Origin of the sequence: Pantoea sp. 22096, assembly GCF_052045955.1 — a bacterium.
GTDB classification, from domain to species: Bacteria; Pseudomonadota; Gammaproteobacteria; order Enterobacterales; family Enterobacteriaceae; genus Pantoea; species Pantoea alfalfae.
The window spans coordinates 39,460-63,762 of the sequence record NZ_JBQEPW010000006.1 but is presented as its reverse complement, the minus strand read 5'-3'; the positions used below and the strand labels follow the sequence as shown (position 1 = coordinate 63,762).

Genomic DNA, 24,303 nt, shown 5'->3' with positions numbered 1-24,303 from the left:
CCGGGGGAGAGGACGAGAAGAGGGGGCCAGATGTGGCCCCCTGAAAAGCTTAGCGTTTTTTACCGAATGCTGCGGCCAGCGCATCACCCATCGCGCTATTACCCGCAGAGGAACTGACCGGACGTGGACGGCCTTTACCGGCGGCCGGACGTTTCTCTTCGCGCGGGGCGGCGTTTCTCGCGCCGCCACGTGCATTGCCTTCGCCCGGCTGCTCATCAAGACGCATGGTCAGGGCAATACGTTTGCGCTGGAGATCGACTTCCATCACTTTCACTTTGACGATATCGCCCGCTTTCACCACCTGATGGGGGTCTTCCACAAAGCGGTCTGAAAGCGACGAGATATGGACCAGGCCATCCTGATGCACGCCAATATCCACAAACGCACCGAAGTTGGTGACGTTGGTGACGGCGCCTTCGAGGATCATGCCCGGCAACAGATCGTTCAGTGTTTCCACACCTTCTGCAAACTGCGCAGTTTTAAACTCGGGACGCGGATCGCGGCCCGGCTTCTCCAGCTCTTTCATGATGTCGGTAACGGTCGGCAGACCAAAACGTTCATCAATGAAATCGTGGGCGCTGAGGTTACGCAGGCTGCCCGCGTTGCCCATCAGATCGCTCAGCGCCTGCTCGGTGGCGGCCAGAATACGCTCCACGACCGGGTAGGCTTCCGGGTGGACGGTCGAGGCATCCAGCGGGTTATCGCCGTGGTTGATGCGCAGGAAGCCCGCACACTGCTCAAAGGCTTTTGGCCCAAGACGGCTCACTTTCAGCAGCTGCTGGCGATTCTGGAAGCGGCCGTTCTCATCACGCCAGCCGACAATGTTCTGCGCCATCATGCGCGTCAGGCCCGCGACGCGGGTCAGCAGCGGCACCGAGGCGGTGTTAAGGTCAACGCCGACGGCATTTACGCAATCCTCTACTACGGCGTCGAGTTTCTTCGCCAGCTGGCTCTGACTGACGTCATGCTGATACTGACCGACACCGATCGATTTCGGGTCTATTTTCACCAGCTCAGCCAGTGGATCCTGCAGACGGCGGGCAATCGACACCGCGCCGCGCAGCGAAACATCAAGATCCGGAAATTCCAGCGCCGCCAGTTCAGAGGCAGAGTAGACCGATGCGCCAGCTTCACTGACAATCACTTTCTGTGCCGTGACCTGTGGGAACTGCTGCTGCAGATCCAGGAAGAAGCGCTCGGTTTCACGGGACGCGGTGCCGTTGCCAATCGCCACCAGCTCGACCTGGTGCTTAATGCAGAGCGCGGCAACCGCGGCAGCCGCTTTGGCGGTCTGACCGGTGTGTGGATAAACGGTATCGGTCGCCACGACTTTACCGGTGGCATCGACCACAGCGACTTTAACGCCGGTACGCAGGCCGGGATCCAGTCCCATGGTGGCACGCATCCCGGCCGGGGCGGCCATCAGCAGATCGTGCAGGTTGCGGGCAAAGACGTTGATCGCTTCATCTTCTGCGCGTTCACGCACCGTACCCATCAGTTCGGTTTCCAGATGCAGCATCACCTTGATGCGCCACGTCCAGCTCACGACGGCTTTACGCCAGCTGTCGGCAGGGGCGTTATTCAGGCGCAGATTCAGGTGTTCAGCAATCAGGGTTTCGCCGTGGCTTTCACGCGGTGCTTCATCAAACTGCGGATCGGCATTCAGCGAGAGTTGCAGCACACCTTCGTTGCGGCCACGCAGCATCGCCAGCGCACGATGCGACGGCACGGTGCTCAGCGCTTCGTGATGATCAAAGTAGTCACGGAACTTCGCGCCCGCTTCCTCTTTGCCTTCCACTACACGAGAGACCAGGTGGGCATTTTTCCACAGGTAGTTACGCACTTTGGCAAGCAGCGCGGCATCCTCGGCGAAACGCTCCATCAGAATGTAGCGGGCACCATCCAGCGCGGCACGGACGTCGGCAACGCCTTTATCAGCATCGACATACTGCTCAGCCAGCTGCTCAGGGGTGTGCGACGGATCCTGCCAGAGCGTGTCCGCCAGCGGTTCCAGACCCGCTTCAATCGCGATCTGTCCACGCGTACGGCGTTTCTGCTTGTAGGGCAGGTAGAGGTCTTCAAGCTCGGTTTTGCTGAGGGTGGTATTGATGGCGCGGGCGAGGTCGTCAGTCAGTTTTCCCTGATCGTCAATCGACTTCAGAATTGACTGGCGTCGCTCTTCAAGTTCACGCAGATAGCTGAGGCGGGTTTCCAGCTGGCGGAGTTGGGTATCATCCAGACCGCCGGTGACCTCTTTACGATAGCGTGCGATAAACGGCACGGTATTCCCTTCATCTAACAGGCGAACGGCGGCGTCAACCTGCTCTGGTCGCGCCTGTAGCTCACTGGCAATTATCTGGCTCAGAACTTTCATCATCAGGACTGTCTTGCTTTCCGGGTTGAGAAATAGCCGACAGTTATACGGATTGATAATCAAAATTGCCAGAGACGCGGGCGGCTTTCAGCGATAATCTGAATCGTTATTGCGGGTAGTCAATCGCGTTGATATACCACAGTGCCGGACCCACTGGCGTCTCAACGGTGGCGGCATCGCCGACCTCTTTTTTCAGCAGCGCCCGCGCCATGGGTGAGTCGATAGAGATGTAATCTTTACGGCCAAAAATCTCATCGTAGCCCACAATGCGGAAGCGTTTGAGGTCGCCCTCATCGTTTTCAATTTCTACCCAGGCACCAAAGAAGACTTTGCCATCCTGCTGGGGTGAGTAGTCAACGATACGCAGCTGTTCAAGACTTTTGGTCAGATAGCGAACGCGGCGGTCAATTTCACGCAGCCGTTTTTTGTTGTACTGATAATCGGCATTTTCACTGCGATCGCCAAGGCTGGCAGCCCAGGTGACTTTTTTCGTCACTTCCGGTCGCTCTTCACGCCATAAATAGTCGAGTTCCGCTTTCAGCTTATCGAAGCCTTCACGGGTAATAAGTCGGGTTTTCATGCTATACCGGCCACAGAAATCTCAGGAGCGACAGTGTAAGGCAAAGAGGGCACGGCAAAAAAGAGTCGGGGAAAGGGTTTTTAAAGGCTAAAAACCCACGTTAATTTCCCCGGCGGCGAAAGGGTTGATGCTGTGATGCAAAATGAAACCAGTAATCTGAAGCCAGCAGGGTGCTTAAACTTATTTTCCGGCGTGAGTCGCCGTAGTGGTCGAGGTGCCGGTGCTATGACCGTCACCGCCGCCGCCGCCCATAGTGGCCAGCGCAACGCCCAGCAGGGCTGCGACTGCACCCACGCCGATGGCGTCAGAGTTACCTTTTGCAGTGGTTGTCGCTGCTGCGCCGGCGGCTTCACCGGTGGCTGTGGCAGCATAACCTGGGCTGACGCTGCTTAATGCCAGCGCGCTCAGCAGTAAAATTGTTTTTTTCATTGTGTATTCCCCGTTGAGACATCGAATGTTGCCAGAGCAGTCTGGTTCAAAACGAGAGGGGCGAAAAGTTGGCTTTACTGATTGATTTAAAGAGCTTTAATTTAAACTGGCCTTGCTGAACGTGCTGCTGAAACTAATCCGAGAGGAGCATGAGGTGTCAGGCAGATTTACTGGAATATTATGCTGCCGCAACGCTGTTGAGGTAGATTATCTGGAGCTTATCTACAATGATGGCTGATCATTAAGTCAAATTATCTGCTAACTCACTGAATTGATTCATCGATTAAAAACTGGCTCGCTTCTGACGCCAGCGATACAGAGAAACAGGGCCATTTTTTCAGATTTGCCGTATCAGAAGCCAGGCAGGGGTAAACGGGTTGAAACGACCCCACAATCGCCTTAATTCAAATATAAGCTCCTGTTTAATATGCTTTGTAACAATTTTGGCTAGAATATAAACCAATAATGACTGTCACTATAAGGCATCTTTTTTTAACAATGTTGGCTCAGGCAATAGCGCCTTTGGGAGTTGAAAATGCAAGAGAACTACAAAATTCTGGTCGTCGATGATGATATGCGTCTGCGTGCACTGCTTGAACGCTATCTCACCGAGCAGGGCTTTCAGGTGCGCAGTGTCGCTAATGCCGAGCAGATGGATCGTCTGTTAACCCGTGAATCCTTTCATCTGATGGTGCTGGACCTGATGTTGCCGGGCGAAGATGGCCTCTCTATCTGCCGTCGTCTGCGCAGTCAGAGCAACCCGATGCCGATTATTATGGTGACTGCCAAGGGCGAAGAGGTGGACCGTATCGTGGGGCTGGAGATCGGCGCTGACGACTACATTCCCAAGCCTTTCAACCCGCGTGAGCTGCTGGCGCGTATCCGCGCGGTGCTGCGCCGTCAGGCTAATGAACTGCCAGGCGCACCGTCGCAGGAAGAGGCGATTATTGCCTTCGGTAAATTCAAACTTAACCTCGGCACCCGCGAGATGTTTCGTGAAGATGAGCCGATGCCGCTGACCAGCGGTGAGTTTGCGGTGCTGAAAGCGCTGGTAAGCCACCCGCGTGAGCCGCTGTCCCGTGACAAGCTGATGAACCTGGCGCGTGGCCGTGAATACAGCGCCATGGAGCGTTCGATCGACGTCCAGATCTCCCGCCTGCGTCGCATGGTGGAAGAGGATCCTGCGCATCCGCGCTATATCCAGACCGTCTGGGGTCTGGGCTACGTCTTTGTGCCGGACGGCAGTAAAGCATGAAGCGACTGCGCTTCTCGCCACGTAGTTCGTTTGCCCGCACCCTGCTGCTGATCGTTACCCTGCTGTTCGTCAGCCTGGTAACGACCTATCTGGTGGTGCTGAACTTCGCTATTCTTCCCAGCCTGCAACAGTTCAATAAGGTGCTCGCTTACGAAGTTCGTATGCTGATGACCGACCGGTTGCAGCTGGAAGATGGCACGCAGCTGGAAGTGCCCCCGGCGTTTCGCCGGGAAATCTACCGCGAGCTGGGGATCTCGCTCTACACCAATGCAGCAGCAGAGGAGAGCGGATTGCGTTGGGCGCAGCACTATGAATTCCTGAGCGAGCAGATGGGCCAGCAGCTTGGCGGTCCCACCGATGTCCGGGTGGAGGTGAACAAAAACTCGCCGGTGGTCTGGCTGAAAACCTGGCTGTCGCCCGATATCTGGGTGCGGGTGCCGCTGACGGAGATTCATCAGGGCGACTTCTCACCGCTGTTCCGCTACACCCTGGCGATCATGCTGCTGGCGATAGGCGGTGCCTGGCTGTTTATCCGTATTCAGAACCGACCCCTGGTGGATCTGGAGCACGCCGCGCTACAGGTCGGACGCGGGATTATTCCGCCGCCGCTGCGCGAATACGGTGCATCAGAAGTGCGATCGGTAACGCGCGCCTTTAATCAGATGGCGGCTGGCGTGAAGCAGCTGGCGGATGACCGCACGCTGCTAATGGCGGGTGTCAGCCACGATCTACGTACGCCGCTGACCCGCATTCGTCTCGCCACCGAGATGATGAGCGAGCAGGATGGCTATCTGGCCGAATCGATTAATAAAGATATCGAAGAGTGCAACGCCATCATTGAACAGTTCATTGACTACCTGCGCACTGGTCAGGAGATGCAGACCGAGCGTGCCGACCTGAACAGCGTGCTGGGCGAGGTCGTGGCGGCTGAAAGCGGCTATGAGCGTGAAATCGAAAATGCGGTGATGCCGGAAGAGTTAATGCTGGATATTAACCCGCTGTCGATTAAACGCGCACTGGCTAACCTGGTCGTCAACGCCGCACGCTACGGCAATGGCTGGATCAAGGTCAGTAGCGGACGGGAACTGCATCGGGCATGGTTTCAGGTGGAAGATGACGGACCTGGCATCAAGCCGGATCAGCTGGCGCATCTGTTCCAGCCGTTTGTGCGCGGTGACAGCGCCCGCAGCACCAGCGGGACTGGTCTGGGCCTGGCGATCGTGCAGCGTATTATTGATGCCCATCAGGGCTCGCTGGAGATTGGTGAGAGCGAACGCGGCGGTTTACGCATTCGTGCCTGGTTGCCGTTAGTGGAAAGCATGGCGCTGAGCCACAACAACGGCAGCAACAGCGTGTCGGGATGATAAAAACGGCGCGGCAGTTTCATTGCCGCGCCGGTTCTTTTAGCGTTGCGGGCCAGCTTTCACCAGCGCAGCACCTGCGGCGTTATCCGTGTACTTGTCGAAGTTATCAATAAAGCGCTGTGCCAGACCTTCGGCGGCAGCGGTCCACTTCTCTTCGCTCTCCCAGCTACGACGCGGATCGAGCGTGTCACTGTCCAGCTCGCCCAGCGCAACCGGCATCTGCAGATTAAAGATTGGCAGCGTTTCTGTCGGTGCATCATCCAGCTCACCCGCCAGGATCGCATTGATAATGGCGCGGGTATTCTTCAGTGAGATGCGTTTGCCACTGCCGTTCCAGCCGGTATTGACCAGATAAGCCTGCGCACCGGACGCCTCCATCCGCTTCACCAGCACTTCAGCGTACTGCGTCGGATGCAGCGTCAGGAATGCCGCGCCGAAACAGGCGGAAAAGGTTGGGGTCGGCGCCGTCACGCCACGCTCGGTACCCGCCAGTTTGGCGGTGAAGCCTGACAGGAAATGATACTGCGTCTGCTCCGGCGTCAGACGTGAAACCGGTGGCAGCACGCCAAACGCATCGGCGGTCAGGAAAATCACCTTCTTCGCGTGGCCCGCTTTTGAGACCGGCTGCACGATATTGTCGATGTGATTAATCGGATAGGAGACGCGGGTGTTCTCTGTTTTGCTGCCGTCGGCGTAATCAACGCTGCCATCTTCGCGCACTACCACGTTTTCCAGCAATGCATTGCGGCGAATGGCGCGGTAGATCTCCGGCTCAGCCTGCTCAGAAAGGTTGATGGTTTTGGCGTAGCAACCGCCCTCGAAGTTAAACACGCCATCATCGTCCCAGCCGTGCTCATCATCGCCGATCAACTGGCGGTCAGGATCGGTGGAGAGTGTGGTTTTGCCGGTGCCGGAGAGACCAAAGAAGACCGCCACATCACCTGCTTTACCGACGTTAGCTGAACAGTGCATTGAAGCAATGCCTTTCAGCGGCAGCAGGTAGTTCATGATGGCGAACAGACCTTTCTTCATCTCGCCACCGTACCAGGTGCCGCCAATCAGCTGCATGCGTTCCGTCAGATTGAAGGCAACAAAGTTCTCCGAGTGCAGACCCTGCGCCTGCCAGTCAGGATTGGTGCATTTCGCTCCGTTCATCACCACAAAGTCAGGCGTGAAGTCGGCCAGCTCAGCGTCTGTAGGCTGGATGAACATGTTTTTCACGAAGTGAGCCTGCCAGGCAACTTCAGTGACGAAACGTACGCTCAGACGTGAATCGGCATTGGCACCACAGAACGCATCCACTACAAACAGACGCTTGCCGGAAAGCTGGCGGGTAACACAGCTTTTCAGTGCGTTCCAGGTCTCCTGTGACAGAGGCTGATTGTCGTTTTTGCCGGTGCCCTGGTCGTTCCACCACAGGGTATCGCGCGTGGTGTCGTCACGCACAATGTACTTATCCTTTGGCGATCGCCCGGTGAAAATCCCGGTGTCTACTGCAATCGCGTCGCTCTGCGTCAGGGTGCCACGAGCAAAACCTTCGAGGTCCGGGCGCGTCTCTTCCTGAAATAGCGTGTCGTAATCAGGGTTGTAAACCACTTCCGTGGTATCCACGATGCCCAAAGCGGCAAGGTCTTGCGAGGTCAGGCCGTTAACGCGCATTTTACTGCTCCTTAAATCGGTGTCTGTTCTGCAAAGCAGAGATAGGTTGGGATCGTGCCACCGGCTGTGGTATCGGGTGCGGTGAATCACTGACGGTTTACTGCGCGTCGTTACGACAGCCTGCAAAGCTAACCGGGCTATTCAGGGCATCTGCCCCAGGCGTCCGGGCGTTTGCACGATCGCGCGCAGTTTACTCTTCTGCGAAGAGGGAAAAAGGGCAGTGATCTAAAAATGCGACTCAGGGCGCGTTAAGGCTATGTTTCGAACGTTTAAAAGATGTTATGAAAGTAAAAAAAGATAATTTGTCAGAAAAATTATGGGGATAGCGCGGGGGAAAAGAGAAGGGGCGGCAGACGCCGCCCGATTAATCAGTGCAGTCGGTCGTTATTCTCATGGGAGTGGCTACGGATGCCGGCAATGTCTACGGCGTCAAACACGTAGTTTGAGCCGCAATAGTCGCAGTGCATGTCGATTTTGCCATCTTCCGCGATGATCTCATCCACTTCTTCCTGCGGCAGCGTGGTCAGCACTTCGCCACAGCGTTCACGCGAGCAGGTGCACTTGTAGATCACCGGCTGCGGATCGTAGAGGGTAACCTCTTCCTGATGGTAGAGACGCCACAGCGCTTCATTAGCAGGCAGATCGATCAGCTCTTCCGTTTTGATGGTTTCGGTCAGTGTCGCCAGGTGTTCGAAGACCTCTTTCTCTGTATCCTGCGCTGGCAGTACCTGCAACAGAATACCGGCAGCGCCTTTGTCGCTGGTGCGGATAAACAGGCGCGTGGGCAACTGCTCGGAGCGCATAAAGTAATCTTCCAGGCACGCCGCCAGAGTGTCACCTTCCAGCCCGACCACGCCCTGATAACGTTCACCCTTTTCAGGGGAGATGGTGATCACCAGATAACCATTGCCGACCATGCTTTTCAGGGTGCTGTCATCCGGGATGTCGCCTTTGATACGTGCAACGCCGCGCAGCTCCTGATTATTGTTACCGTTGATCACTGCCAGCGACAGCGGACCGTCACCCTGCAACTGCACGGTGATTTCGCCATCGAACTTCAGCGTGGCGGTCAGCAGGCTGGTGGCGACCAGCATCTCACCCAGCAGCGTTTTAACCGGTGCCGGATAGTCGTGGTTCTTCACGGTTTCACGCCAGGTGTCAGAGACGTTCACCAGCTCGCCGCGCACGGCGGCATTTTCAAACAGATAACGGTGCAGTTGATCCTGGACTGACATATTTTTTCTCTCACTGGGACGGGGCGATGGTGCGTCAGCGAAGACGGCGTTATTCATCGCCCGATAATTTAAACTTCATCAAATCGCGACGCTCTTTTTTGTCTGGTCGCCGATCGGGATGCGGCATAGTCAGCGCATTCATCTTGCGCGCCTGCGCCATTTTTTCGCGTTTTTCAATGCTGGCATCGGTTTCGCGATAGAGCTGCTGGGCCTCGCTGGCGGGACGGCGCTGCGCGGTGATGCCAGCCACTACTACGGTGCGTTCATCATTGCCCTGACGCAGTGTCAGTTCCGCATTCAGCTCTACCACTTTGCCGGGTTTGCTACGCTGGCCGTTGTAATGCACCTTGCCGCCTTCAATCATTTCCCGCGCCATTGCCCGGGTTTTGTAGAAGCGCGCGGCCCACAGCCACTTGTCGAGGCGGACCTCTTCGCTGCTTTTCTCTTTCATTGCTGCTCCTGACTCAGATCAGCGTCCGGTAATCGTCCGTGGCGCGGTGACGCTGAAAGATTTGCTCAGGACGACCCGAATCGGGGTTCTTCACGCCTAAGCACTCACCGATGCCCCATAGCTTCGCAGCATCCAGAATCACTTCGCTATCGTCGATAAACAGCGTGCGCGGCGCAGAAAAGCCGGTGTGCTGTTGTACCGCGTGCCATAAACGCGGGTCTTCTTTCGGATACCCAAAGGTATGGGTGGAAAGTAATAAATCAAGGTGCGGCGCTAAACCTGTCTGCGCCAGTTTGACGTCCAGATTGTAAGGATGCGCATTGGTCAGCAGAATCGTGGACTTTCCGGCGCGACGCAGGGCCTGCAAAAAAGGCAGCGTATCGTCACGCAGTGCGATCCGGCTGCGCATCGCCCAGGTCATGGCACGGATGTCCAGCGACAGCGCCTCTGCCCAGTAATCCAGACAATACCAGTTTAGCGTATGGGCAGCGGCCTGATACTTTTCCGCGATGATCGCGTCGGCTTCTGCCCGGCTGATGTCGCGTTGCTGGCTGAGCTGTTCAGGGACATGCTCCAGCCAGAAATAGCGATCGAATGCCAGATCCAGCAGCGTGCCATCCATGTCGAGCAGCACGGTATCAATCTCAGACCAGTTGAGCATCGTAGTGTCAGACCCTGTAAAAAACCGGGCGACAGGGTAGCACAGAAGGGCAGGGCTCAGAATATCGAGCGCACGCTCTGCAAAGTGCCGAGGTTATGGTTGAAACACTTGTCGTAGTATTGCTGGATATCGATCATGCGCTGGCGATTACGGTGCATGCGGCGCAGCGCCAGCAGTCCGTTGATTACGCTGCAGGCCAGCAGCACCAGCAGCAGCAATACGGTGCCGAGATAGCGCCACTGCGCCATAGCATCCGGTTCATTGTGCAGCATGATGTGACGTGTGCCGTTGGCATCGGTCGAAATGCCAGTAATGATGCCGCTTGCGCTGAACGGCGTGTGCAGCAGCATGGCGGAAATACGTTGCAGCTCGCGCCACTGGGAGGGGGGATCGAGATCAAACAGCGATACGGAAGGCTGCGGCTGATTGACCAACTGGCGACCCTCGTCGCTGACGATCAGGAATCCCCCAGGTGGCGGGCTATTAAGGTTTTCTGCCGCCCGGCGTGTTTCGCGGAAAAAGAAGGTCGAGGTAGCGGTATTGACCAGATTTTCCAGGGCTTCCGCACTGACCGGCCGCAGCAGGACATTCATGCCGTTTAGCTGGCCGGAATCTGCCCGGCGCATCAGCGCTTCCCAGTCTTTGGCATTGCCCAGGTTCACCAGCGCATTTTTCAGGCGCATACAGTCTTGCGGCTGATTGCAGAGATCCTGCGTTTTCATCACCAGATCGGAAAAATCATCCAGCAGGATCATGCCTGACTTCTGAATCGCGGAGGCCAGTTGTGGATTGAGTTTGGGATCGGTATTGGTTTCCGGATGCAGCTGCTTTGTGGTGGTATCCAGCAGCGCCGCGGCTTTGTCGATGATGTCCGATTGTGGCTGCGGCAATGGCGTGGCGTTATTCCAGTAGACCGCCGAGCAGTCAAACGGCATATAGGCGTAACTGCGGTTGCTCTGGTAGTTGTCTGGCACGGAACACATGCCGGTGCCACTCACTTTGAGGTTGTCGCCAATATTCAGCGGCACGCTGCTGAGTTTATCGACGCTGCTGACCTCCAGACTGTCGGTGCCTCTGGCCCAGGCCAGACTGAGCTTAATCGGCATACCAAGCGGGATCCAGGTGACCAGCATGGTCAGCACCATCAGCGAACCACAGGCCAGCACCACGTTTTTTCGCCAGCGCTGGATAGGGAAATTTTTGACTTCATCCTGCAGCGACAGGAAACGTCCCTGACGCACGACCTGACGATTGAGGTAGATTTCCACATCGGTCACCTGACCGAGATCGTGTGCCACATAAGGCTGCCAGTGCGGAGGATAGGCGAGGTCAATAATCCCCAGTGTGATGTTGCTCTGCTCCTGGTTCGACTCACTGAACAGGCCCCAGCGCTTTGGCGCGCCGCGCAGGCAGTGGATATCACGCAGTCCGCGCTCACCCGGAATGCGATAGAGCAGCCACAGACTAGCCGCGATCGTGACTGCGCCGGTCAGGACCAGCCAGATCATCAGTGTGGTGGGCACTAACAGGCTGAAGAAGAAGAGTAAGAAGGCAAGGGAGATCATCACCGCTTCACGCGTGCCGTCTGGCCGCGAGAGGCGATATTCTTCCGCTGTCTCTTTACGCACCTGCAGCAGTTCGACGTTTTCCGTTTCTGCTTTGCGGATAGAGGCGTTAGTCGACACAGGGCGCATCAGTGTCGGCAGCGATTGCTGGTCGACGGCGTAATCCACCAGCGAGTGGCCATTCAGTGAGATCACCAGCGGAATGGACTGGGTGCGGATTAACTCAACGTAGTTTTCGTCAGTGATGTACTGTTCCCACAGCGGCGGCAGATGAACTTCAACTTCATCCAGGTAGTAGCGCCATTTATGGGGATCGTCAGTAGAGAGGCCATAGCGTGTAATGGCGCGGGTAACCGGATAGACATTGTTGCTCTGCGCCGTCAGTGTCAGACGTTCAGACGCGCTGCGCTTATCCGTAGTCAGTGTGGTACGGGGCTGCTTTTCAAGCGCGGCGACATATTTATCGACCGCCTCACGCTCCTGGGCAGAAAGTTTACGGCAGGGCGGACTGATGAATGGCAGCGGTTTCGCCAACGGCGGGCGATGCCGCATAGCGTACCAGAACCCAATACCTGCCAGGATTGAACAGGTCAGCACTATGGCCAGGATCATAAAGATTGTGCTCATGCTCTGCTCAATTCAGCCAAAATGCTGCCTTCACTTTAAACTTTCGCCTCCGGTTATGCTCACTATAAAAGAGGCATTCCGGAAGATTATATAACCCTGAGGAGTCAGGCACCCGATGAAATAGTGCCAGCGTATATCTGACTGGCATTTTTTAAACCCTGCCTTGTCCGAATGGTAACTGGCACAGACTGGATTAAATATCGGTATTATCTGAAACTTATCGCAGCATATTGACTAATGCAAATTTAGTCTTAACTGATAACCAAAGGCTGTTATTCAATCGCTGTAATCTATGCAACGATAACGACACTGTCTGACTGTCGCACAATTGCCTGTGGTTAGGTATGCTAATTCGCTCCAGATAGCCGGCGCAGAATAATTTGAGGCTGATATGAAAATTCCAAAAAAACCTGACATCCTCAATATCACCGCCGTGGCGCGTTCACGGTTATTCACTATTGAGTCGGTCGATCTGGCTTTCAGCAATGGGGCGCATCGCGTTTATGAGCGGATGAAGCCCTCTGAGCGTGAAGCGGTGATGATTGTGCCGATTATTGATGACCATCTGATCCTGATTCAGGAGTATGCCGTCGGACTGGAAACCTATGAGCTGGGTTTTCCGAAAGGGCTGATCGATGCAGGTGAAACCGTGAATGAAGCGGCGGTGCGTGAACTCAAAGAAGAGGTGGGTTTTGGTGCCGAACAGCTGACCACGCTGGGCAAGCTCACGATGGCCCCCTCCTATTTTTCCAGTAAGATGAATATTGTGATAGCGGAAGGTCTCTACGCTGAAAAGCTGGAAGGCGATGAGCCGGAGCCGCTGATTGTCCACCGCTGGCCGCTGAGCGATATGATGTCGCTGCTGGATGAACCCGATTTCCGCGAGGCACGTAATGTCAGTGCGCTGTTTATGGCGCGCGAATGGCTGGTGAAGCAGGGGCGGCTGAGTTACTGAGCGAGCGCATAAGTAAGGAAACGCGCCTGTCAGCAGGCGCGTTTCGATTTTATTCTGCTCTTGCATTTTCCTGTATGGCTGATGCAGGCTTCAACAGGGGGGCGGTTAACAGATAAACCACGCATGCCACGAGAATCGAATTAAGTACCGGTACGCCGCGCTCAACCAACAGTCCGGTGGCTCCGCCCGCTGCACTGGCTATGAGCGCGGGCCAGCCGATAAGCTGAGACGTTGCCGGTAAGGAATTGCTGTTGCGGCTCAGCGCCAGCGTCTGGCGGTCAGTTTTCAGCACATAGTAGTCAATGATCATCACGCCCAGTACCGGCGGGAAGATGACCCCCAGAAGTTCCAGAAAATCGACAAAACGATCAAGAATCCCAAGAATTGAACAGAGTGTGCCGAGCATACCGAGCAGCAGCGTAATCACAGGATAACGCGGCTTATAGCCGGTTAAGCCTTCAATCGCATTGGCGATGCCCAGCGTTGACGAATAGAGATTCAGGTCGTTAATGCGCAGGGTAGAAAAGACCACAACCAGCAAACCCAGTGAGCTGGTAGTTTGCGTAATGATCGCGATGATGTCTGAGGTCTTCAGTTCTCTGGCAATCAGAATGGCCAGCCCATTAATCCCATATTCTCCCGCCAGAATGGTCAGCAGCGTAATGGCGAAGACATCTTTACCGTTACGTGAGAAACGCGTCAGGTCGGGCGTCATCAGACTGGCCAGGATTGCACCGCCAATTACCATGGTAATGGCGGCGCTCACGGTAATGGCCTGGCTGGCGATAACCGGCGGTGTGTGCTGGCCAGGCTGGCCGTGGAACGCGTGCCAGAAAATCCAGCCGATCAGTGCGATGAAGAGTGGAACCGCAATGCGTGCGGTAAAGCGCAGCGCCTTAAAGCCAAAGGTAACCAGTAACGTCAACACGGCCCCTGAAAGTGCTGCCGACTCTGAGAAGCTGAGTGTGCCGTTCAGGGCATAGCTCAGCGATCGGGCGAAAACGGCATTCTGAATGCCGAACCAGCCCAGCAGACTGACCGCGACCAGCAGACCAATGAACACTGAGCCGTGGCGACCAAAACCACACCAGCGAGCCAGCAGACTGCCCGGCAATCCCTCGCGCATTCCTGCATAGCCGAGCGCGAAGGTCAGCACGCCAAATAGCAGGCTGGCCAGCGTGATGGCGGTAAACGCCTCGCCTGGCGTCATACTGTTGCCCAGAACCGCGCCAAGCATAAACTGATCCAGCGCAGTCAGCATGCCCATATGCACAATAGCGACGCTCAGCAGTGAGAGCCTTTTATTTGCAGGAACAGGGCTCAGAGGATAATCATCAAATTTACTCACAACAGGGTTTCCTTACCGGTTTATATATAAATAATGCCTGTGCGGAGAAACCGCTCTGGCAGATAATTCTCCAGTGACTCCGCACGACAGTAGTTCTCAAATTGTTGTAGCGAATGCACACCCGCTTTTTGATAAAGCATGGTGATGCGGTTACCGATAGTTTTTGCGCTGAGGTTATAGATGCGGGCGATCTCTTTCGCGCTGAAGCGTCGTAGCAGCAGGAAAATGACATCCAGCTCGGCGGGGGTAAACAGGGCGTGTTCCAGGCGCGTCGTCAGTACAGAGGATTTTCTGGGATCGATAAAGCTCATTGCCGTAAGGTTATCCACCGGACGTGCATTCCAGATACAGCCCAGCCACTGATTTTGATCGTCGAAAACAGGGTATTTTTCGCTGATAAAAGGGGTGAGGTAGTTGTTGCCATACCAGTAGTGGGTTTCAATCACGGCCACGCGACTGTTATTCAATTTTACCTGTTGATCGTGCTCGCAGAATTCATCGGCGCAATCACTCCAGGGGGTGGGAAACTCACTGTCTCTTTTTCCCTCAAATAAATAACCTTTCGGCGTAGCGGTATACTTTTTTGCAGCTTCATTCATATAAAGATGCTGCGATGCGGCATTCTTAAACCCCCAGGGTGTCGGTAATAAATCCATGGTGGTGGCGAATGCAGAAATGAATTCATCAATACTACGGTATGGGCTGTCCATAGCGCCTCGCTGAAAGCATTCAGATTATAATCTTTTTGCCAGATAATAACGGGCATAGCGCTGCGCATAGCCATCCTGTTCGCCATAGACGCGATAGCCCAGTTTTTCGTAAAAACCCCGTGCCTGGAAACTTAACGTGTCAACAACGGCCATATGGCAGCCGCGATTGCGCGCTTCCTCTTCCGCGGCCTGCATCAGCTGACGTCCGGAGCCATGCAGGCGCCAGGCATCCTCTATCCATAAATAATGAATATCCAGCGTGCCACACCAGGTATGGGCTAACAGGCCACCCTGGATATTTTTCTGTTCGTCATACAGGATAACATTCAGCGTTTTCATATTGATGTCAGCAAAGCGTCCATTATGCTGCCAGAGTCGCTGAATAATATATTCTTCAGTTTCGGGGTCTTGCGTATGGCCCACTTTAATTTCCATATATAAAAGTATCCATAGGTGATTAAATCAAAATAGAGGTTTTCGAACTTTCCATTCTTATCATGATGGTAAGCGATGCGCAAGAGTTAATATCCCTCCTGTTATTGGGCGCAATAAATATTAAACTGGTTATCGTTGTTCAGCGGACATGCCAATAATTATATTTGCTGGCACCAGGGAAGACTAAGCTAATCATAGCGATATAATAACGATATTCTTTTTTAGGTTCACTTTCTGAATCACTTCATACACATTGCTTTATATTATCTGACTGATTTAATGCCGATCGCTCAGGGTGATCGGCATTTTCCTCAGCAACAGATGATGATCTCTCTCCGGCTTTACCTTTCTTTTTTTCCCATCCCAGTTGACTGAGTCGCTCAGGCACGAAAAGCATCGCGTGTTTCATCATGATAAGCGGGCCAATAAAAAAGGCTGATCACGTCAGGTGACCAGCCTCAGATATTTCACATTGCAGATATCACATCAGAACAGCTCGTGACTCTCACCGTTATCCATAATGGTAGTCCCCACATCATGCACCGAATATTCGGTTGGCTGGGTGCCATTGATGAAGTACTCCTGACGGGTGTTGCCACCGCCATTGGCCAGCTTGCCGGTGCTGCGATCGATCGTCACAGTGACCACACCATCCGGCGGCGTTAACGGCTGTACCGGTACACCATCCAGCGCACTCTTCATGTACTCATCCCATGCCGGTTGTGCGCTCTTAGCGCCGCCTTCATAGCCCGAAATCTGATCGGGAATGGCACCGGAGAGCGTGCTGCGGCCCAGATTGCGGCGCGCATCATCAAAACCAATCCAGACTGAAGTCACCACGCCAGGGCCGTAACCCGAGAACCAGGCATCTTTCGAGCTGTTGGTGGTACCGGTTTTACCGCCGATATCATTACGCTTGAGGTCACGCCCGGCACGCCAGCCAGTTCCCATCCAGCCCGGTTCGCCAAAGATATTACTGTTCAGCGCGCTCTTAATCAGGAAGGTGAGTGGGGTATTAATCACGTGCGGCGCATATTGCTGCTCACCCTGCTGTGCCTGCGCCGGAACCTGCTCCAGTTCAGGCTGAGGAACGGCCTGATTCTGGTTGTTATTTGAGGCGGCAACGTTCTCGACGCTCTCTTCATTTAACGCCAGCGCTTTTTTGGTCTCACCGTAGATGACCGGCAGATTGCACTGTGGACAGGCGATCTTCGGTTTCTCTTCAAATACGGTGCCGCCCTGTTCGTTCTCAATTTTAGTAATGAAGTAAGGATCGACCAGGAAGCCGCCATTCGCCATCACGGAGTAGCCGCGCACCACCTGTAACGGTGTGAATGAGGCCGCACCTAATGCCAGCGACTCGGTGTGCACAATGTTCTGAGCCGGGAAACCAAAGCGCTGCAGATACTCTGCGGCGTAGTCCACACCCATCGCACGCATCGCACGTACCATGACGACGTTTTTCGACTGACCGAGTCCCTGACGCAGACGAATCGGACCATCATATGTCGGCGGGGAGTTCTTTGGACGCCAGTCAGCCCCGGCACCCGCATCCCAGCGGGAAATCGGCACATCGTTAAGGATGGAGGCGAGCGTCAGCCCGCGATCCATGGCGGCAGTATAGAGGAAAGGCTTGATGTTAGAACCGACCTGGCGCAGCGCCTGGGTCGCACGGTTAAACATGCTCTGGTTAAAGGCGAAACCGCCGACCAGCGCGCGCACCGCACCATCATTTGGATCCAGCGAGACCAGCGCCGAGTTCACATCCGGCACCTGGCCCAGCCACCAGTCATCACCCACTTTTCGCACCCAGATCTGCTGGCCAGCCTGCAGGACCTGCGTCACGCTTTTCGGCGTCGGGCCCTGTACGGTGTCAGACTTATAAGGACGTGCCCAGCGCACACCAGCCAGTGCCAGCGACACATTGCTGCCATCTTTCAGCATTACGGTCGCTTCATCGCTGCGTGCTTCTGTGACCACGGCCGGATGCAACGGTCCATAGACCGGCAGCGTCTTCAGCGCCTTCTCAATCTTTGTCTGATCCCAGGCAGGTTCACCCACTTTCCACAGCACGCTGGTCGGGCCGCGATAGCCATGACGCATATCGTAAGCCATGACGTTATTGCGCACCGAGGTCTGAGCGGCTTCCTGCAGACGGCGGGTGACAGTGGTGTAAACCTTGTAACCGTCAGTATAGGCATTGTCGCCGTAGCGTTTCACCATCTCCTGACGCACCATCTCGCTGAGATAGGGTGCAGAGAAGGCGATTTCCGGACCGTGATACTTCGCCACCAGCGGCGTATTCCGTGCCTCGTCATACTGCTGCTGCGTGATGTAATGCTGATCCAGCATACGCGCCAGTACCACGTTACGGCGCGACAGGGCGCGGCTCGGCGAGTACAGCGGGTTAAAGGTGGATGGCGCTTTTGGCAGACCGGCAATCATCGCCATCTCACTCAGCGACAGCTGGTCAACCGGCTTACCAAAATAGACCTGTGCGGCGGCACCGACGCCATAAGCACGGTAGCCGAGGTAGATCTTATTCAGGTAAAGCTCAAGAATTTCATCTTTGTTCAGCAGTTGCTCAATGCGGATCGCCAGGAACGCTTCCTTTATTTTACGCATCAGGGTGCGTTCCGGGCTCAGGAAGAAGTTACGGGCCAGCTGCTGAGTGATAGTACTGGCACCTTGTGAGGCGTGACCGGAAACCAGCGCAATGCTGGCCGCACGGAAAATACCCACCGGGTCAACACCATGGTGCTCATAGAAACGGCTGTCTTCGGTCGCAATAAACGCTTTCACCATCACAGGTGGCACTTGCTGCAGAGTCAAAGGGATACGGCGCATTTCGCCATACTGGGCGATTAAATCGCCATCGGCGCTGTAAACCTGCATCGGGGTTTGCAGACGCACATCTTTCAGCGTGTTTACGTCGGGCAGCTGTGGCTCTATGTATTTGTATAAACCATAAATCGAGCCAGCTCCCAACAGGATGCAACACACTGCAAGGATCAATAAATACTTTACGAACTTCACCTGGAATTTCCCATCTCTTGTCGTTTGAGCAGTTTATAAACAACCGCGCGGTAGTATAAAGGCAAGCCAGACGCTTTGATATGTCCATCTTTCCCGGACGATAAGGAGATCGCGCACATGGCTTTTCATACCTGGCAAATTGGGCTGGATATTCAGAATAGGCAGATTTGTGCCCTGGCCCTCCAGCCTCATCGTGATGGCTGGCAGCTACGCCACTGGTGGCAGCAGCGGCTGCCGCAAGATACGTTAAGAAACGGCGTGCTGCAATCTTCGCCTGAATTACTGGCAGCCTTAACGGCCTGGCGTCATCGGTTGCCGCGTCGTTACTCGCTGCGGGTCGCGCTGCCCACCCGGCTGGTCCTGCAGCGCCAGCTCCCGCTGCCTGTTCAGTCGCTCAATGAGCCTGCGCTGGGGCACTACGTGCAGGCGGCTGCGCGCCGTCTCTTTCCACTGGAGCCTGCTGCGCTGGCGCTGGATTACCGCATGGATGCACAGAGCGGCCAGCTCTGCGTCACGGCGGCCCGGCTGGAGATTATAGACCAGTGGGCAGCGCCACTGCTGCAGGCGGGATTAAAGCCGCAGGTGTTTGAACTGACTACCGAAGCGCTCAGGCGGTTAGCCCGCCAGGCTGCGTTGCAGGATGGCGCGGTGCTGGTCCTGCAGCAGGATAACCGCTGGCTCTGGAGCGATGTGCATACCGCGGCTGAGAACGGCGAAGCCACTTCGCTTGCGGCACTGCAGCAACAGGCCTTCCCCGACGCCCCTTCTGTCGCCTGGTGCTCAGCCGATAATTCTGCGCTGCCCGCTGACGCCCGCGCGTTTTCCCCCTTTGATCTGTTCCGTTATAAACAGCCGCCGTTACCGGAAATTCCGGGTGCCTTTGCGCTGGCGACCGGGCTGGCGCTGCGCGACGGAGATAAATGATGGTCGCCGTGAATCTGCTGCCGTGGCGGCAGTGCCGTCAGCAACAGCAGCGGCGACAGAGCCTTGTCGTGCTGTCACTGATGCTGAGTGCTGTTCTGGTGGGAATCATCCAGCAAAGCTGGCGCATCTATCAGGTGCGTGAGCAGGTGGCCCAGACGAGCAGGATGCAGCAGCAGGCACTGCAAAATCTGGACGTGCAGCTGGCGCAGCAGAAGACGTTACTGGCGCAGCTCGCGGTAGTGCAAAAACAGCAGTCGAAGCAGCGCCAGCAGGCTGCACAACTTGCTGCATGGCATCAGTTCTGGATCGATTTACCCGCGTTATTGCCTGACACCGCCTGGCTGACCCGGCTGGAGAAGCGCGACAATCGTCTCACGCTGGAGGGGCTGGCGCAGGATATGGCGGCGGTTCGGCAGTTCCGTGAGCAGTTAACCACCGTCGTTCTGTTTGGTCAGGTGAGGCAGGGCAGCGTTAAGCGTCAGGCTGATAGTCATTATCGCTTTTCACTGCGGGCAGAGGTGCAGGAGGTGGCTGATGAATGAGTGGTGGGATCGCTGGTGGCAGATGGCTGCACTTCCACGCTACGGCATGCTCGCCGCCCTCTCATCCGGCCTGCTACTGATCTCATGGGTATTATGGTTGCGGCCACAGCAGCAGGCGCTGATCGCTGAACAGCAGACACTGTTGCAGTTGAACCGTATCCTTCAGCAACGCCAGCAGCAGTGGCATCAGAATCCCGATAATGCACAGTTGCAGGCGCAGCTGCAGTCGATGCCGCTCACGAGATCTGCACCGGGCGCATCGGGCCGGGCAGTGGAAGCGATCCTGGCGGCACGACGTCATCAGCTCGAAGAGTGGCAGCCGGATTCTCCTTCACGCACGCTGACCCTGCATCTGCAGTGGCCGGCGTTTCAGTCACTTTTTGCTGAGCTTGCCGATACTTCCCTGGTGTTTCCGGTGCATTTCCAGCTGCTGGCGCAGCCGCAGCAACTGGTGGCCCAACTCTGGCTGGAGCCTGACGATGCGCCATAACCTGCTGATTTTACTGCTGTGCTGTGGCGGTGTGCTGGCGCGTGATCCGTTCCGTCCTGTTGCCGGATCAGTTTGTGAGGCGCCTGCAGAGCCGCTTACCGGCTGGCGTCTGCAGGGGATTATTGGCCGTAAGACGCATTTTCATGCCTGGCTACTGAACCCGCAGGGAGAGAGCGTCGCAGTCCGTACAGGCAAGCCATTTCCCCTGCCGCCCTGGCAACTCGCTGATATGACCCGCCGCAGCATCTCCTTAACGGTATCGAATAGCTGCACTGCTCAACAGACTTCGTTTTATTTAAAAGGACGTTCGCATGAAAAGGATAGCCACTCTGCTGCTGCTCATAAACTGCCTGCTGCCGGTTTACGCCGCTGATGAGGAGCCTCTCAGCCTGACGTTTGATAACGCGCCGGTAGCGCGTATTTTGCAGGCGCTGGCTGACTATCAGCAGATCAACCTGATGATTGCGCCAGAAGTTGAAGGGGCGTTATCGCTGCGGCTCGATAACCTGCCGTGGCATCAGGCGCTGGAGCTGGTGGCGCGCATGGCAAAGCTGACGCTGATAGAACAGGGTAATGTCCTGCTGGTCTATCCGGAAAGCTGGCAACAGGAACAGCAGCAGACACGGCAGGCTGAGCAGCAGGCCCGGTTGCTGCAGGAGCCTTTGCAGCAGCGCGCCGTGATATTGCGTTACGCCAGCGCCAGTGAGGTGCATGCCAGTCTGCTGAGTGAGCGGCAGTCGCTGATGAGTGAGCGCGGCAGCGTAACGGTCGATAAACGCACCAATGCCCTGTTACTGCGCGATACGGCGGCAGCGTTGAAAGAGACGGAGCGCTGGATACGGGCGCTGGACCTGCCACTGGAGCAGATCGAGCTATCGGCGCATATCGTCACCATCAGCGAAGAGCATCTGCAGGAGCTGGGTGTGAAGTGGGGATTGCAGGCGGGTGACGCCGCCGTGACTGACATCCTGCATCATCCCCGGCTGGATATTCCGCTGGCGGTCAGTTCGCCCGGCGTCAGCGTGGGTATGGCACTGGCGCGCATCGGCGGTCAGCTTCTGGACCTGGAATTAAGTGCGCTGGAGCAGGAGAACCAGATTGAAATCATCGCCAGTCCACGCCTCTTTACCTCACATCAACAGACCGCGTCGATTAAGCAGGGCACTGAGATTCCTTATGAAGTGTCGGCGGGAAACAGCGGAGCCACCAGTATTGAGTTCAAAGAAGCGGTGCTGGGCATGGAGGTGACACCGACGATTTCCGGGCATGGCCGCATCCAGCTGAAGATCCATATCAGTCAGAACATGCCGGGTCGCAGCATCAGAACCGGCGACAGCGACATATTATCCATTGATAAACAGGAAATTGAGACGCAGGTCACGGTCAGTGACGGGCAAACACTGGCGTTAGGGGGTATCTTTCAGCAGCAGCGCAGTCACGGAGAGAATAAGGTGCCGCTGCTGGGAAAGGTGCCGCTGATTGGCGGGTTGTTTCGTCAGCAATCAGAGCAGCGCAAAAAAAGAGAGCTGGTGATCTTCATAACGCCGCGATTGGTCAGGGAAGCAGCGCTTACGGCTGGATAAAACGGAAAATGCGTCCCTTAAGGCCATCTGCGTTGACGCAGGAGAGGAATTAGCTTACAAGGTTTAGCGATTTTCAATACGGTGTAACCGTCTATGCAGGGTAAATCCCGGCAAACAGATCAGAAAACTCCTCTGTAAGCAGCGTTGTAAAGACGCAGCGCTGGCGCGTTACAGTTTCGCGAACACAGGCCAATTCAGAAATGGATGTGCTGAAGGCAATATAATCGGTTGCCAAACAGCCTTGAGTGTTGAGATAATTTTTCATCTGACTCTTGCTAACGCTCATGAGGTCTCAGTTCCTGTCCCGCCAGCAAATGCTGAACGCGGGGTATCATTAACGAATTCTTAGTAATACCGACAAAATGGCAGAGAAACGCAATATCTTTCTGGTTGGGCCGATGGGTGCCGGCAAAAGCACTATTGGCCGTCAGTTGGCTCAGCAACTCAACATGGAGTTCTTCGATTCCGATCAGGAAATTGAGCGACGCACCGGAGCGGATGTGGGCTGGGTTTTTGATGTCGAAGGCGAAGCTGGCTTTCGCGATCGCGAAGAAAAAATCATTAACGAACTGACCGAGAAGCAAGGCATCGTCCTGGCGACAGGCGGTGGTTCCGTCAAATCCCGGGAAACGCGTAATCGTCTCTCCGCCCGCGGTGTTGTGGTTTATCTTGAAACCACCATCGAGAAGCAACTGGCGCGCACCCAACGTGACAAAAAACGTCCGTTGCTGCAGGTGGATTCACCGCCGCGCGAAGTGCTTGAAGCGCTGGCTGGCGAACGCAACCCGCTCTACGAAGAGATCGCCGATGTCACCATTCGCACAGATGATCAGAGTGCGAAAGTGGTGGCGAATCAGATTATCCACATGTTGGAAAAAAGTTGATCCAACGTTCGAAGGCTTTTTAACAGGTATCGGGCATCATGGAGAAGATCACCGTCTCACTGGGGGAACGCAGTTACCCCATCACTATCGCCGCCGGACTGTTTAACGATCCGGCTTCTTTTTGGCCGCTGACCGCGGGCGAAAACGCCATGGTGGTGACAAACCAGACGCTGGCTCCGCTCTATCTTGACCAGCTGACAGCACGGCTGACGGCGGCAGGTGTAAAAGTGGATCAGGTGATCTTACCCGATGGCGAGCAATATAAGACGCTGACCGTGATGGATCAGGTCTTTACTGCGCTCCTGCAAAAGCCTCACGGTCGTGATACAACGCTTGTCGCCTTAGGCGGCGGCGTCATTGGCGATCTTACCGGTTTTGCTGCGGCCAGTTATCAGCGTGGCGTACGCTTTATTCAGGTACCGACCACCTTACTGTCGCAGGTTGATTCTTCGGTTGGCGGCAAAACGGCCGTTAACCATCCGCTGGGCAAAAACATGATCGGCGCGTTTTATCAACCCGCCTCGGTGGTGATTGATACGGCCTGTCTGAAGACGCTGCCCGCGCGCGAACTGGCGTCTGGTCTGGCGGAAGTCATAAAGTACGGCATCATCCTCGACGGTGCGTTCTTCGAGTGGCTGGAGCAGAATCTTGATGCGCTGTTGGCACTGGATGAACAGGCGCTGTCGTACTGCATTCGTCGCTGCTGTGAACTGAAAGCAGAGGTTGTAGCGGCCGATGAGCGTGAAAACGGTCAGCGGGCATTGCTTAATCTGGGCCATACTTTTGGTCATGCGATTGAAGCGCACATGGGCTACGGCAACTGGCTGCACGGTGAAGCGATTGCGGCGGGCATGGTGATGGCAGCACGTACGGCTGAACGTCTGGGACAGTTCCAGCCGCAGGAGACCGACCGCATTATTGCCCTGTTCCAGCGTGCCGGTTTGCCGGTGCATGGGCCGCAGGCGATGAGTGCAGAGATGTATCTGCCACACATGATGCGCGATAAAAAAGTTCTGGCGGGCGAACTGCGGCTGATACTCCCGCTGTCGATTGGCCGCTCTGAAGTGCGTGGTGGCGTGGCACATGATATGGTGCTGGCTGCAATTAACGATTGTCAGCAACCCTGAGATTAAGCAGTTGAGTGGTGACGCGGCGCGCAGGGTGCGCAGTGCGGAATGCCGCTTTACGGAGGAGCC

23 protein-coding genes are annotated in these 24,303 nt (G+C 55.6%); 10 read left to right on the top strand and 13 right to left on the bottom strand.

Annotation, left to right across the window (positions count from 1 at the left end; translation table 11 throughout):
* Positions 1–49: 49 nt before the first annotated feature.
* From ACTJKZ_RS17590 to yjbE, 3 genes are all read right to left on the bottom strand, one after another.
* Entirely contained in the window at positions 50–2,377 is a 2,328-nt protein-coding gene (locus tag ACTJKZ_RS17590; RefSeq protein WP_161733692.1) for a Tex family protein, read from the bottom strand.
* A gap of 103 nt (positions 2,378–2,480) precedes the next feature.
* The gene (gene greB, locus ACTJKZ_RS17585; protein ID WP_010253180.1) at positions 2,481–2,954 is read right to left on the bottom strand and encodes a transcription elongation factor GreB; all 474 of its coding nucleotides are present in this window, start codon (positions 2,952–2,954) and stop codon (positions 2,481–2,483) included.
* 180 nt (positions 2,955–3,134) lie between these two features.
* Complete coding sequence (gene yjbE, locus ACTJKZ_RS17580; protein WP_150011104.1) at positions 3,135–3,383, bottom strand: exopolysaccharide production protein YjbE; 249 nt, start codon at positions 3,381–3,383, stop codon at positions 3,135–3,137.
* A gap of 535 nt (positions 3,384–3,918) precedes the next feature.
* Here yjbE and ompR point away from each other — a divergent pair.
* Both ompR and envZ read left to right on the top strand, forming a co-directional pair.
* On the top strand, positions 3,919–4,638 hold the full coding sequence (gene ompR, locus ACTJKZ_RS17575; protein ID WP_003853014.1) for an osmolarity response regulator transcription factor OmpR: 720 nt from the start codon (positions 3,919–3,921) through the stop codon (positions 4,636–4,638).
* A complete protein-coding gene (gene envZ, locus ACTJKZ_RS17570) occupies positions 4,635–6,002 on the top strand; it encodes a two-component system sensor histidine kinase EnvZ (RefSeq protein ID WP_003853013.1) in 1,368 nt (455 codons plus the stop codon). Before ompR ends, envZ begins: the two co-directional genes overlap by 4 nt.
* Before the next feature lie 39 nt (positions 6,003–6,041).
* Here envZ and pckA read toward each other — a convergent pair whose 3' ends face one another.
* The 5 genes from pckA to ACTJKZ_RS17545 all read right to left on the bottom strand — a co-directional run bounded on the left by pckA (position 6,042) and on the right by ACTJKZ_RS17545 (position 12,200).
* Positions 6,042–7,661 (bottom strand): phosphoenolpyruvate carboxykinase (ATP), encoded by a 1,620-nt coding sequence (gene pckA / locus ACTJKZ_RS17565; protein ID WP_440829886.1) that lies wholly within the window; start codon positions 7,659–7,661, stop codon positions 6,042–6,044.
* Between the two features lie 368 nt (positions 7,662–8,029).
* Entirely contained in the window at positions 8,030–8,896 is an 867-nt protein-coding gene (gene hslO / locus ACTJKZ_RS17560) for an Hsp33 family molecular chaperone HslO (RefSeq protein ID WP_150011098.1), read from the bottom strand.
* Between the two features lie 49 nt (positions 8,897–8,945).
* Positions 8,946–9,347, bottom strand: coding sequence for a ribosome-associated heat shock protein Hsp15 (hslR, locus tag ACTJKZ_RS17555; RefSeq protein ID WP_033734209.1), 402 nt, complete (start codon positions 9,345–9,347; stop codon positions 8,946–8,948).
* A 13-nt stretch (positions 9,348–9,360) separates the two neighbouring features.
* On the bottom strand, positions 9,361–10,008 hold the full coding sequence (gene yrfG / locus ACTJKZ_RS17550; protein WP_440829885.1) for a GMP/IMP nucleotidase: 648 nt from the start codon (positions 10,006–10,008) through the stop codon (positions 9,361–9,363).
* A 56-nt stretch (positions 10,009–10,064) separates the two neighbouring features.
* Positions 10,065–12,200 (bottom strand): intracellular growth attenuator family protein, encoded by a 2,136-nt coding sequence (locus ACTJKZ_RS17545; RefSeq protein WP_440829884.1) that lies wholly within the window; start codon positions 12,198–12,200, stop codon positions 10,065–10,067.
* Positions 12,201–12,591: 391 nt separating this feature from the next.
* Between ACTJKZ_RS17545 and nudE the strand changes: the two genes are divergently transcribed.
* Positions 12,592–13,155 carry an ADP compounds hydrolase NudE gene (gene nudE / locus ACTJKZ_RS17540; RefSeq protein WP_440829883.1) on the top strand — a complete coding sequence of 188 codons (564 nt, stop codon included), beginning with the start codon at positions 12,592–12,594 and terminating at the stop codon, positions 13,153–13,155.
* A gap of 49 nt (positions 13,156–13,204) precedes the next feature.
* Here nudE and ACTJKZ_RS17535 read toward each other — a convergent pair whose 3' ends face one another.
* From ACTJKZ_RS17535 to mrcA, 4 genes are all read right to left on the bottom strand, one after another.
* Positions 13,205–14,503: a cytosine permease gene (locus ACTJKZ_RS17535; RefSeq protein ID WP_161733687.1), complete on the bottom strand. Its 1,299-nt coding sequence runs from the start codon at positions 14,501–14,503 to the stop codon at positions 13,205–13,207.
* A gap of 20 nt (positions 14,504–14,523) precedes the next feature.
* Positions 14,524–14,970, bottom strand: a complete 447-nt coding sequence (locus ACTJKZ_RS17530) for a helix-turn-helix transcriptional regulator (protein WP_237566700.1) — start codon at positions 14,968–14,970, stop codon at positions 14,524–14,526.
* A 267-nt stretch (positions 14,971–15,237) separates the two neighbouring features.
* Entirely contained in the window at positions 15,238–15,648 is a 411-nt protein-coding gene (locus ACTJKZ_RS17525) for a GNAT family N-acetyltransferase (protein ID WP_161733683.1), read from the bottom strand.
* A 486-nt stretch (positions 15,649–16,134) separates the two neighbouring features.
* The gene (mrcA, locus tag ACTJKZ_RS17520) at positions 16,135–18,684 is read right to left on the bottom strand and encodes a peptidoglycan glycosyltransferase/peptidoglycan DD-transpeptidase MrcA (protein WP_161733681.1); all 2,550 of its coding nucleotides are present in this window, start codon (positions 18,682–18,684) and stop codon (positions 16,135–16,137) included.
* A 117-nt stretch (positions 18,685–18,801) separates the two neighbouring features.
* On the opposite strand from mrcA, the gene pilM reads away from it, so the two are divergent.
* The 5 genes from pilM to hofQ are packed head-to-tail and all read left to right on the top strand — an operon-like array spanning position 18,802 to position 22,223.
* Positions 18,802–19,608, top strand: a complete 807-nt coding sequence (gene pilM, locus ACTJKZ_RS17515; protein WP_440829882.1) for a type IV pilus biogenesis protein PilM — start codon at positions 18,802–18,804, stop codon at positions 19,606–19,608.
* On the top strand, positions 19,605–20,150 hold the full coding sequence (locus ACTJKZ_RS17510) for a PilN domain-containing protein (RefSeq protein ID WP_440829881.1): 546 nt from the start codon (positions 19,605–19,607) through the stop codon (positions 20,148–20,150). Before pilM ends, ACTJKZ_RS17510 begins: the two co-directional genes overlap by 4 nt.
* A complete protein-coding gene (locus ACTJKZ_RS17505) occupies positions 20,143–20,640 on the top strand; it encodes a HofO family protein (protein WP_440829880.1) in 498 nt (165 codons plus the stop codon). Before ACTJKZ_RS17510 ends, ACTJKZ_RS17505 begins: the two co-directional genes overlap by 8 nt.
* Positions 20,630–21,013 carry a HofP DNA utilization family protein gene (locus tag ACTJKZ_RS17500; RefSeq protein WP_161733675.1) on the top strand — a complete coding sequence of 128 codons (384 nt, stop codon included), beginning with the start codon at positions 20,630–20,632 and terminating at the stop codon, positions 21,011–21,013. The genes ACTJKZ_RS17505 and ACTJKZ_RS17500 overlap by 11 nt, the downstream gene beginning before the upstream one ends.
* Positions 20,952–22,223 carry a DNA uptake porin HofQ gene (gene hofQ, locus ACTJKZ_RS17495; protein WP_222924908.1) on the top strand — a complete coding sequence of 424 codons (1,272 nt, stop codon included), beginning with the start codon at positions 20,952–20,954 and terminating at the stop codon, positions 22,221–22,223. The genes ACTJKZ_RS17500 and hofQ overlap by 62 nt, the downstream gene beginning before the upstream one ends.
* 91 nt (positions 22,224–22,314) lie before the next feature.
* Here the strand turns inward: hofQ and ACTJKZ_RS17490 are convergent, their stop codons facing one another.
* Positions 22,315–22,488 (bottom strand): hypothetical protein, encoded by a 174-nt coding sequence (locus tag ACTJKZ_RS17490; protein ID WP_223811662.1) that lies wholly within the window; start codon positions 22,486–22,488, stop codon positions 22,315–22,317.
* Positions 22,489–22,585: 97 nt separating this feature from the next.
* Between ACTJKZ_RS17490 and aroK the strand changes: the two genes are divergently transcribed.
* The gene (aroK, locus tag ACTJKZ_RS17485) at positions 22,586–23,107 is read left to right on the top strand and encodes a shikimate kinase AroK (protein ID WP_003852989.1); all 522 of its coding nucleotides are present in this window, start codon (positions 22,586–22,588) and stop codon (positions 23,105–23,107) included.
* Positions 23,108–23,145: 38 nt separating this feature from the next.
* Entirely contained in the window at positions 23,146–24,234 is a 1,089-nt protein-coding gene (aroB, locus tag ACTJKZ_RS17480) for a 3-dehydroquinate synthase (protein ID WP_253420243.1), read from the top strand.
* Positions 24,235–24,303 lie beyond the last annotated feature (69 nt).

Excerpts from the sequence above, each read along its gene's own strand:
- pckA (WP_440829886.1), bottom strand. The coding sequence starts at position 7,661 with ATGCGCGTTAACGGCCTGACCTCGCAAGACCTTGCCGCTTTGGGCATC.
- hofQ (WP_222924908.1), top strand. The coding sequence starts at position 20,952 with ATGAAAAGGATAGCCACTCTGCTGCTGCTCATAAACTGCCTGCTGCCG.
- ACTJKZ_RS17505 (WP_440829880.1), top strand. The coding sequence starts at position 20,143 with ATGAATGAGTGGTGGGATCGCTGGTGGCAGATGGCTGCACTTCCACGC.
- yrfG (WP_440829885.1), bottom strand. The coding sequence starts at position 10,008 with ATGCTCAACTGGTCTGAGATTGATACCGTGCTGCTCGACATGGATGGC.
- ACTJKZ_RS17510 (WP_440829881.1), top strand. The coding sequence starts at position 19,605 with ATGATGGTCGCCGTGAATCTGCTGCCGTGGCGGCAGTGCCGTCAGCAA.
- nudE (WP_440829883.1), top strand. The coding sequence starts at position 12,592 with ATGAAAATTCCAAAAAAACCTGACATCCTCAATATCACCGCCGTGGCG.
- greB (WP_010253180.1), bottom strand. The coding sequence starts at position 2,954 with ATGAAAACCCGACTTATTACCCGTGAAGGCTTCGATAAGCTGAAAGCG.
- ACTJKZ_RS17525 (WP_161733683.1), bottom strand. The coding sequence starts at position 15,648 with ATGGAAATTAAAGTGGGCCATACGCAAGACCCCGAAACTGAAGAATAT.
- pilM (WP_440829882.1), top strand. The coding sequence starts at position 18,802 with ATGGCTTTTCATACCTGGCAAATTGGGCTGGATATTCAGAATAGGCAG.
- yjbE (WP_150011104.1), bottom strand. The coding sequence starts at position 3,383 with ATGAAAAAAACAATTTTACTGCTGAGCGCGCTGGCATTAAGCAGCGTC.
- hslO (WP_150011098.1), bottom strand. The coding sequence starts at position 8,896 with ATGTCAGTCCAGGATCAACTGCACCGTTATCTGTTTGAAAATGCCGCC.
- envZ (WP_003853013.1), top strand. The coding sequence starts at position 4,635 with ATGAAGCGACTGCGCTTCTCGCCACGTAGTTCGTTTGCCCGCACCCTG.
- aroK (WP_003852989.1), top strand. The coding sequence starts at position 22,586 with ATGGCAGAGAAACGCAATATCTTTCTGGTTGGGCCGATGGGTGCCGGC.
- hslR (WP_033734209.1), bottom strand. The coding sequence starts at position 9,347 with ATGAAAGAGAAAAGCAGCGAAGAGGTCCGCCTCGACAAGTGGCTGTGG.
- aroB (WP_253420243.1), top strand. The coding sequence starts at position 23,146 with ATGGAGAAGATCACCGTCTCACTGGGGGAACGCAGTTACCCCATCACT.
- ompR (WP_003853014.1), top strand. The coding sequence starts at position 3,919 with ATGCAAGAGAACTACAAAATTCTGGTCGTCGATGATGATATGCGTCTG.
- ACTJKZ_RS17490 (WP_223811662.1), bottom strand. The coding sequence starts at position 22,488 with ATGAAAAATTATCTCAACACTCAAGGCTGTTTGGCAACCGATTATATT.
- ACTJKZ_RS17500 (WP_161733675.1), top strand. The coding sequence starts at position 20,630 with ATGCGCCATAACCTGCTGATTTTACTGCTGTGCTGTGGCGGTGTGCTG.
- ACTJKZ_RS17545 (WP_440829884.1), bottom strand. The coding sequence starts at position 12,200 with ATGAGCACAATCTTTATGATCCTGGCCATAGTGCTGACCTGTTCAATC.
- ACTJKZ_RS17590 (WP_161733692.1), bottom strand. The coding sequence starts at position 2,377 with ATGATGAAAGTTCTGAGCCAGATAATTGCCAGTGAGCTACAGGCGCGA.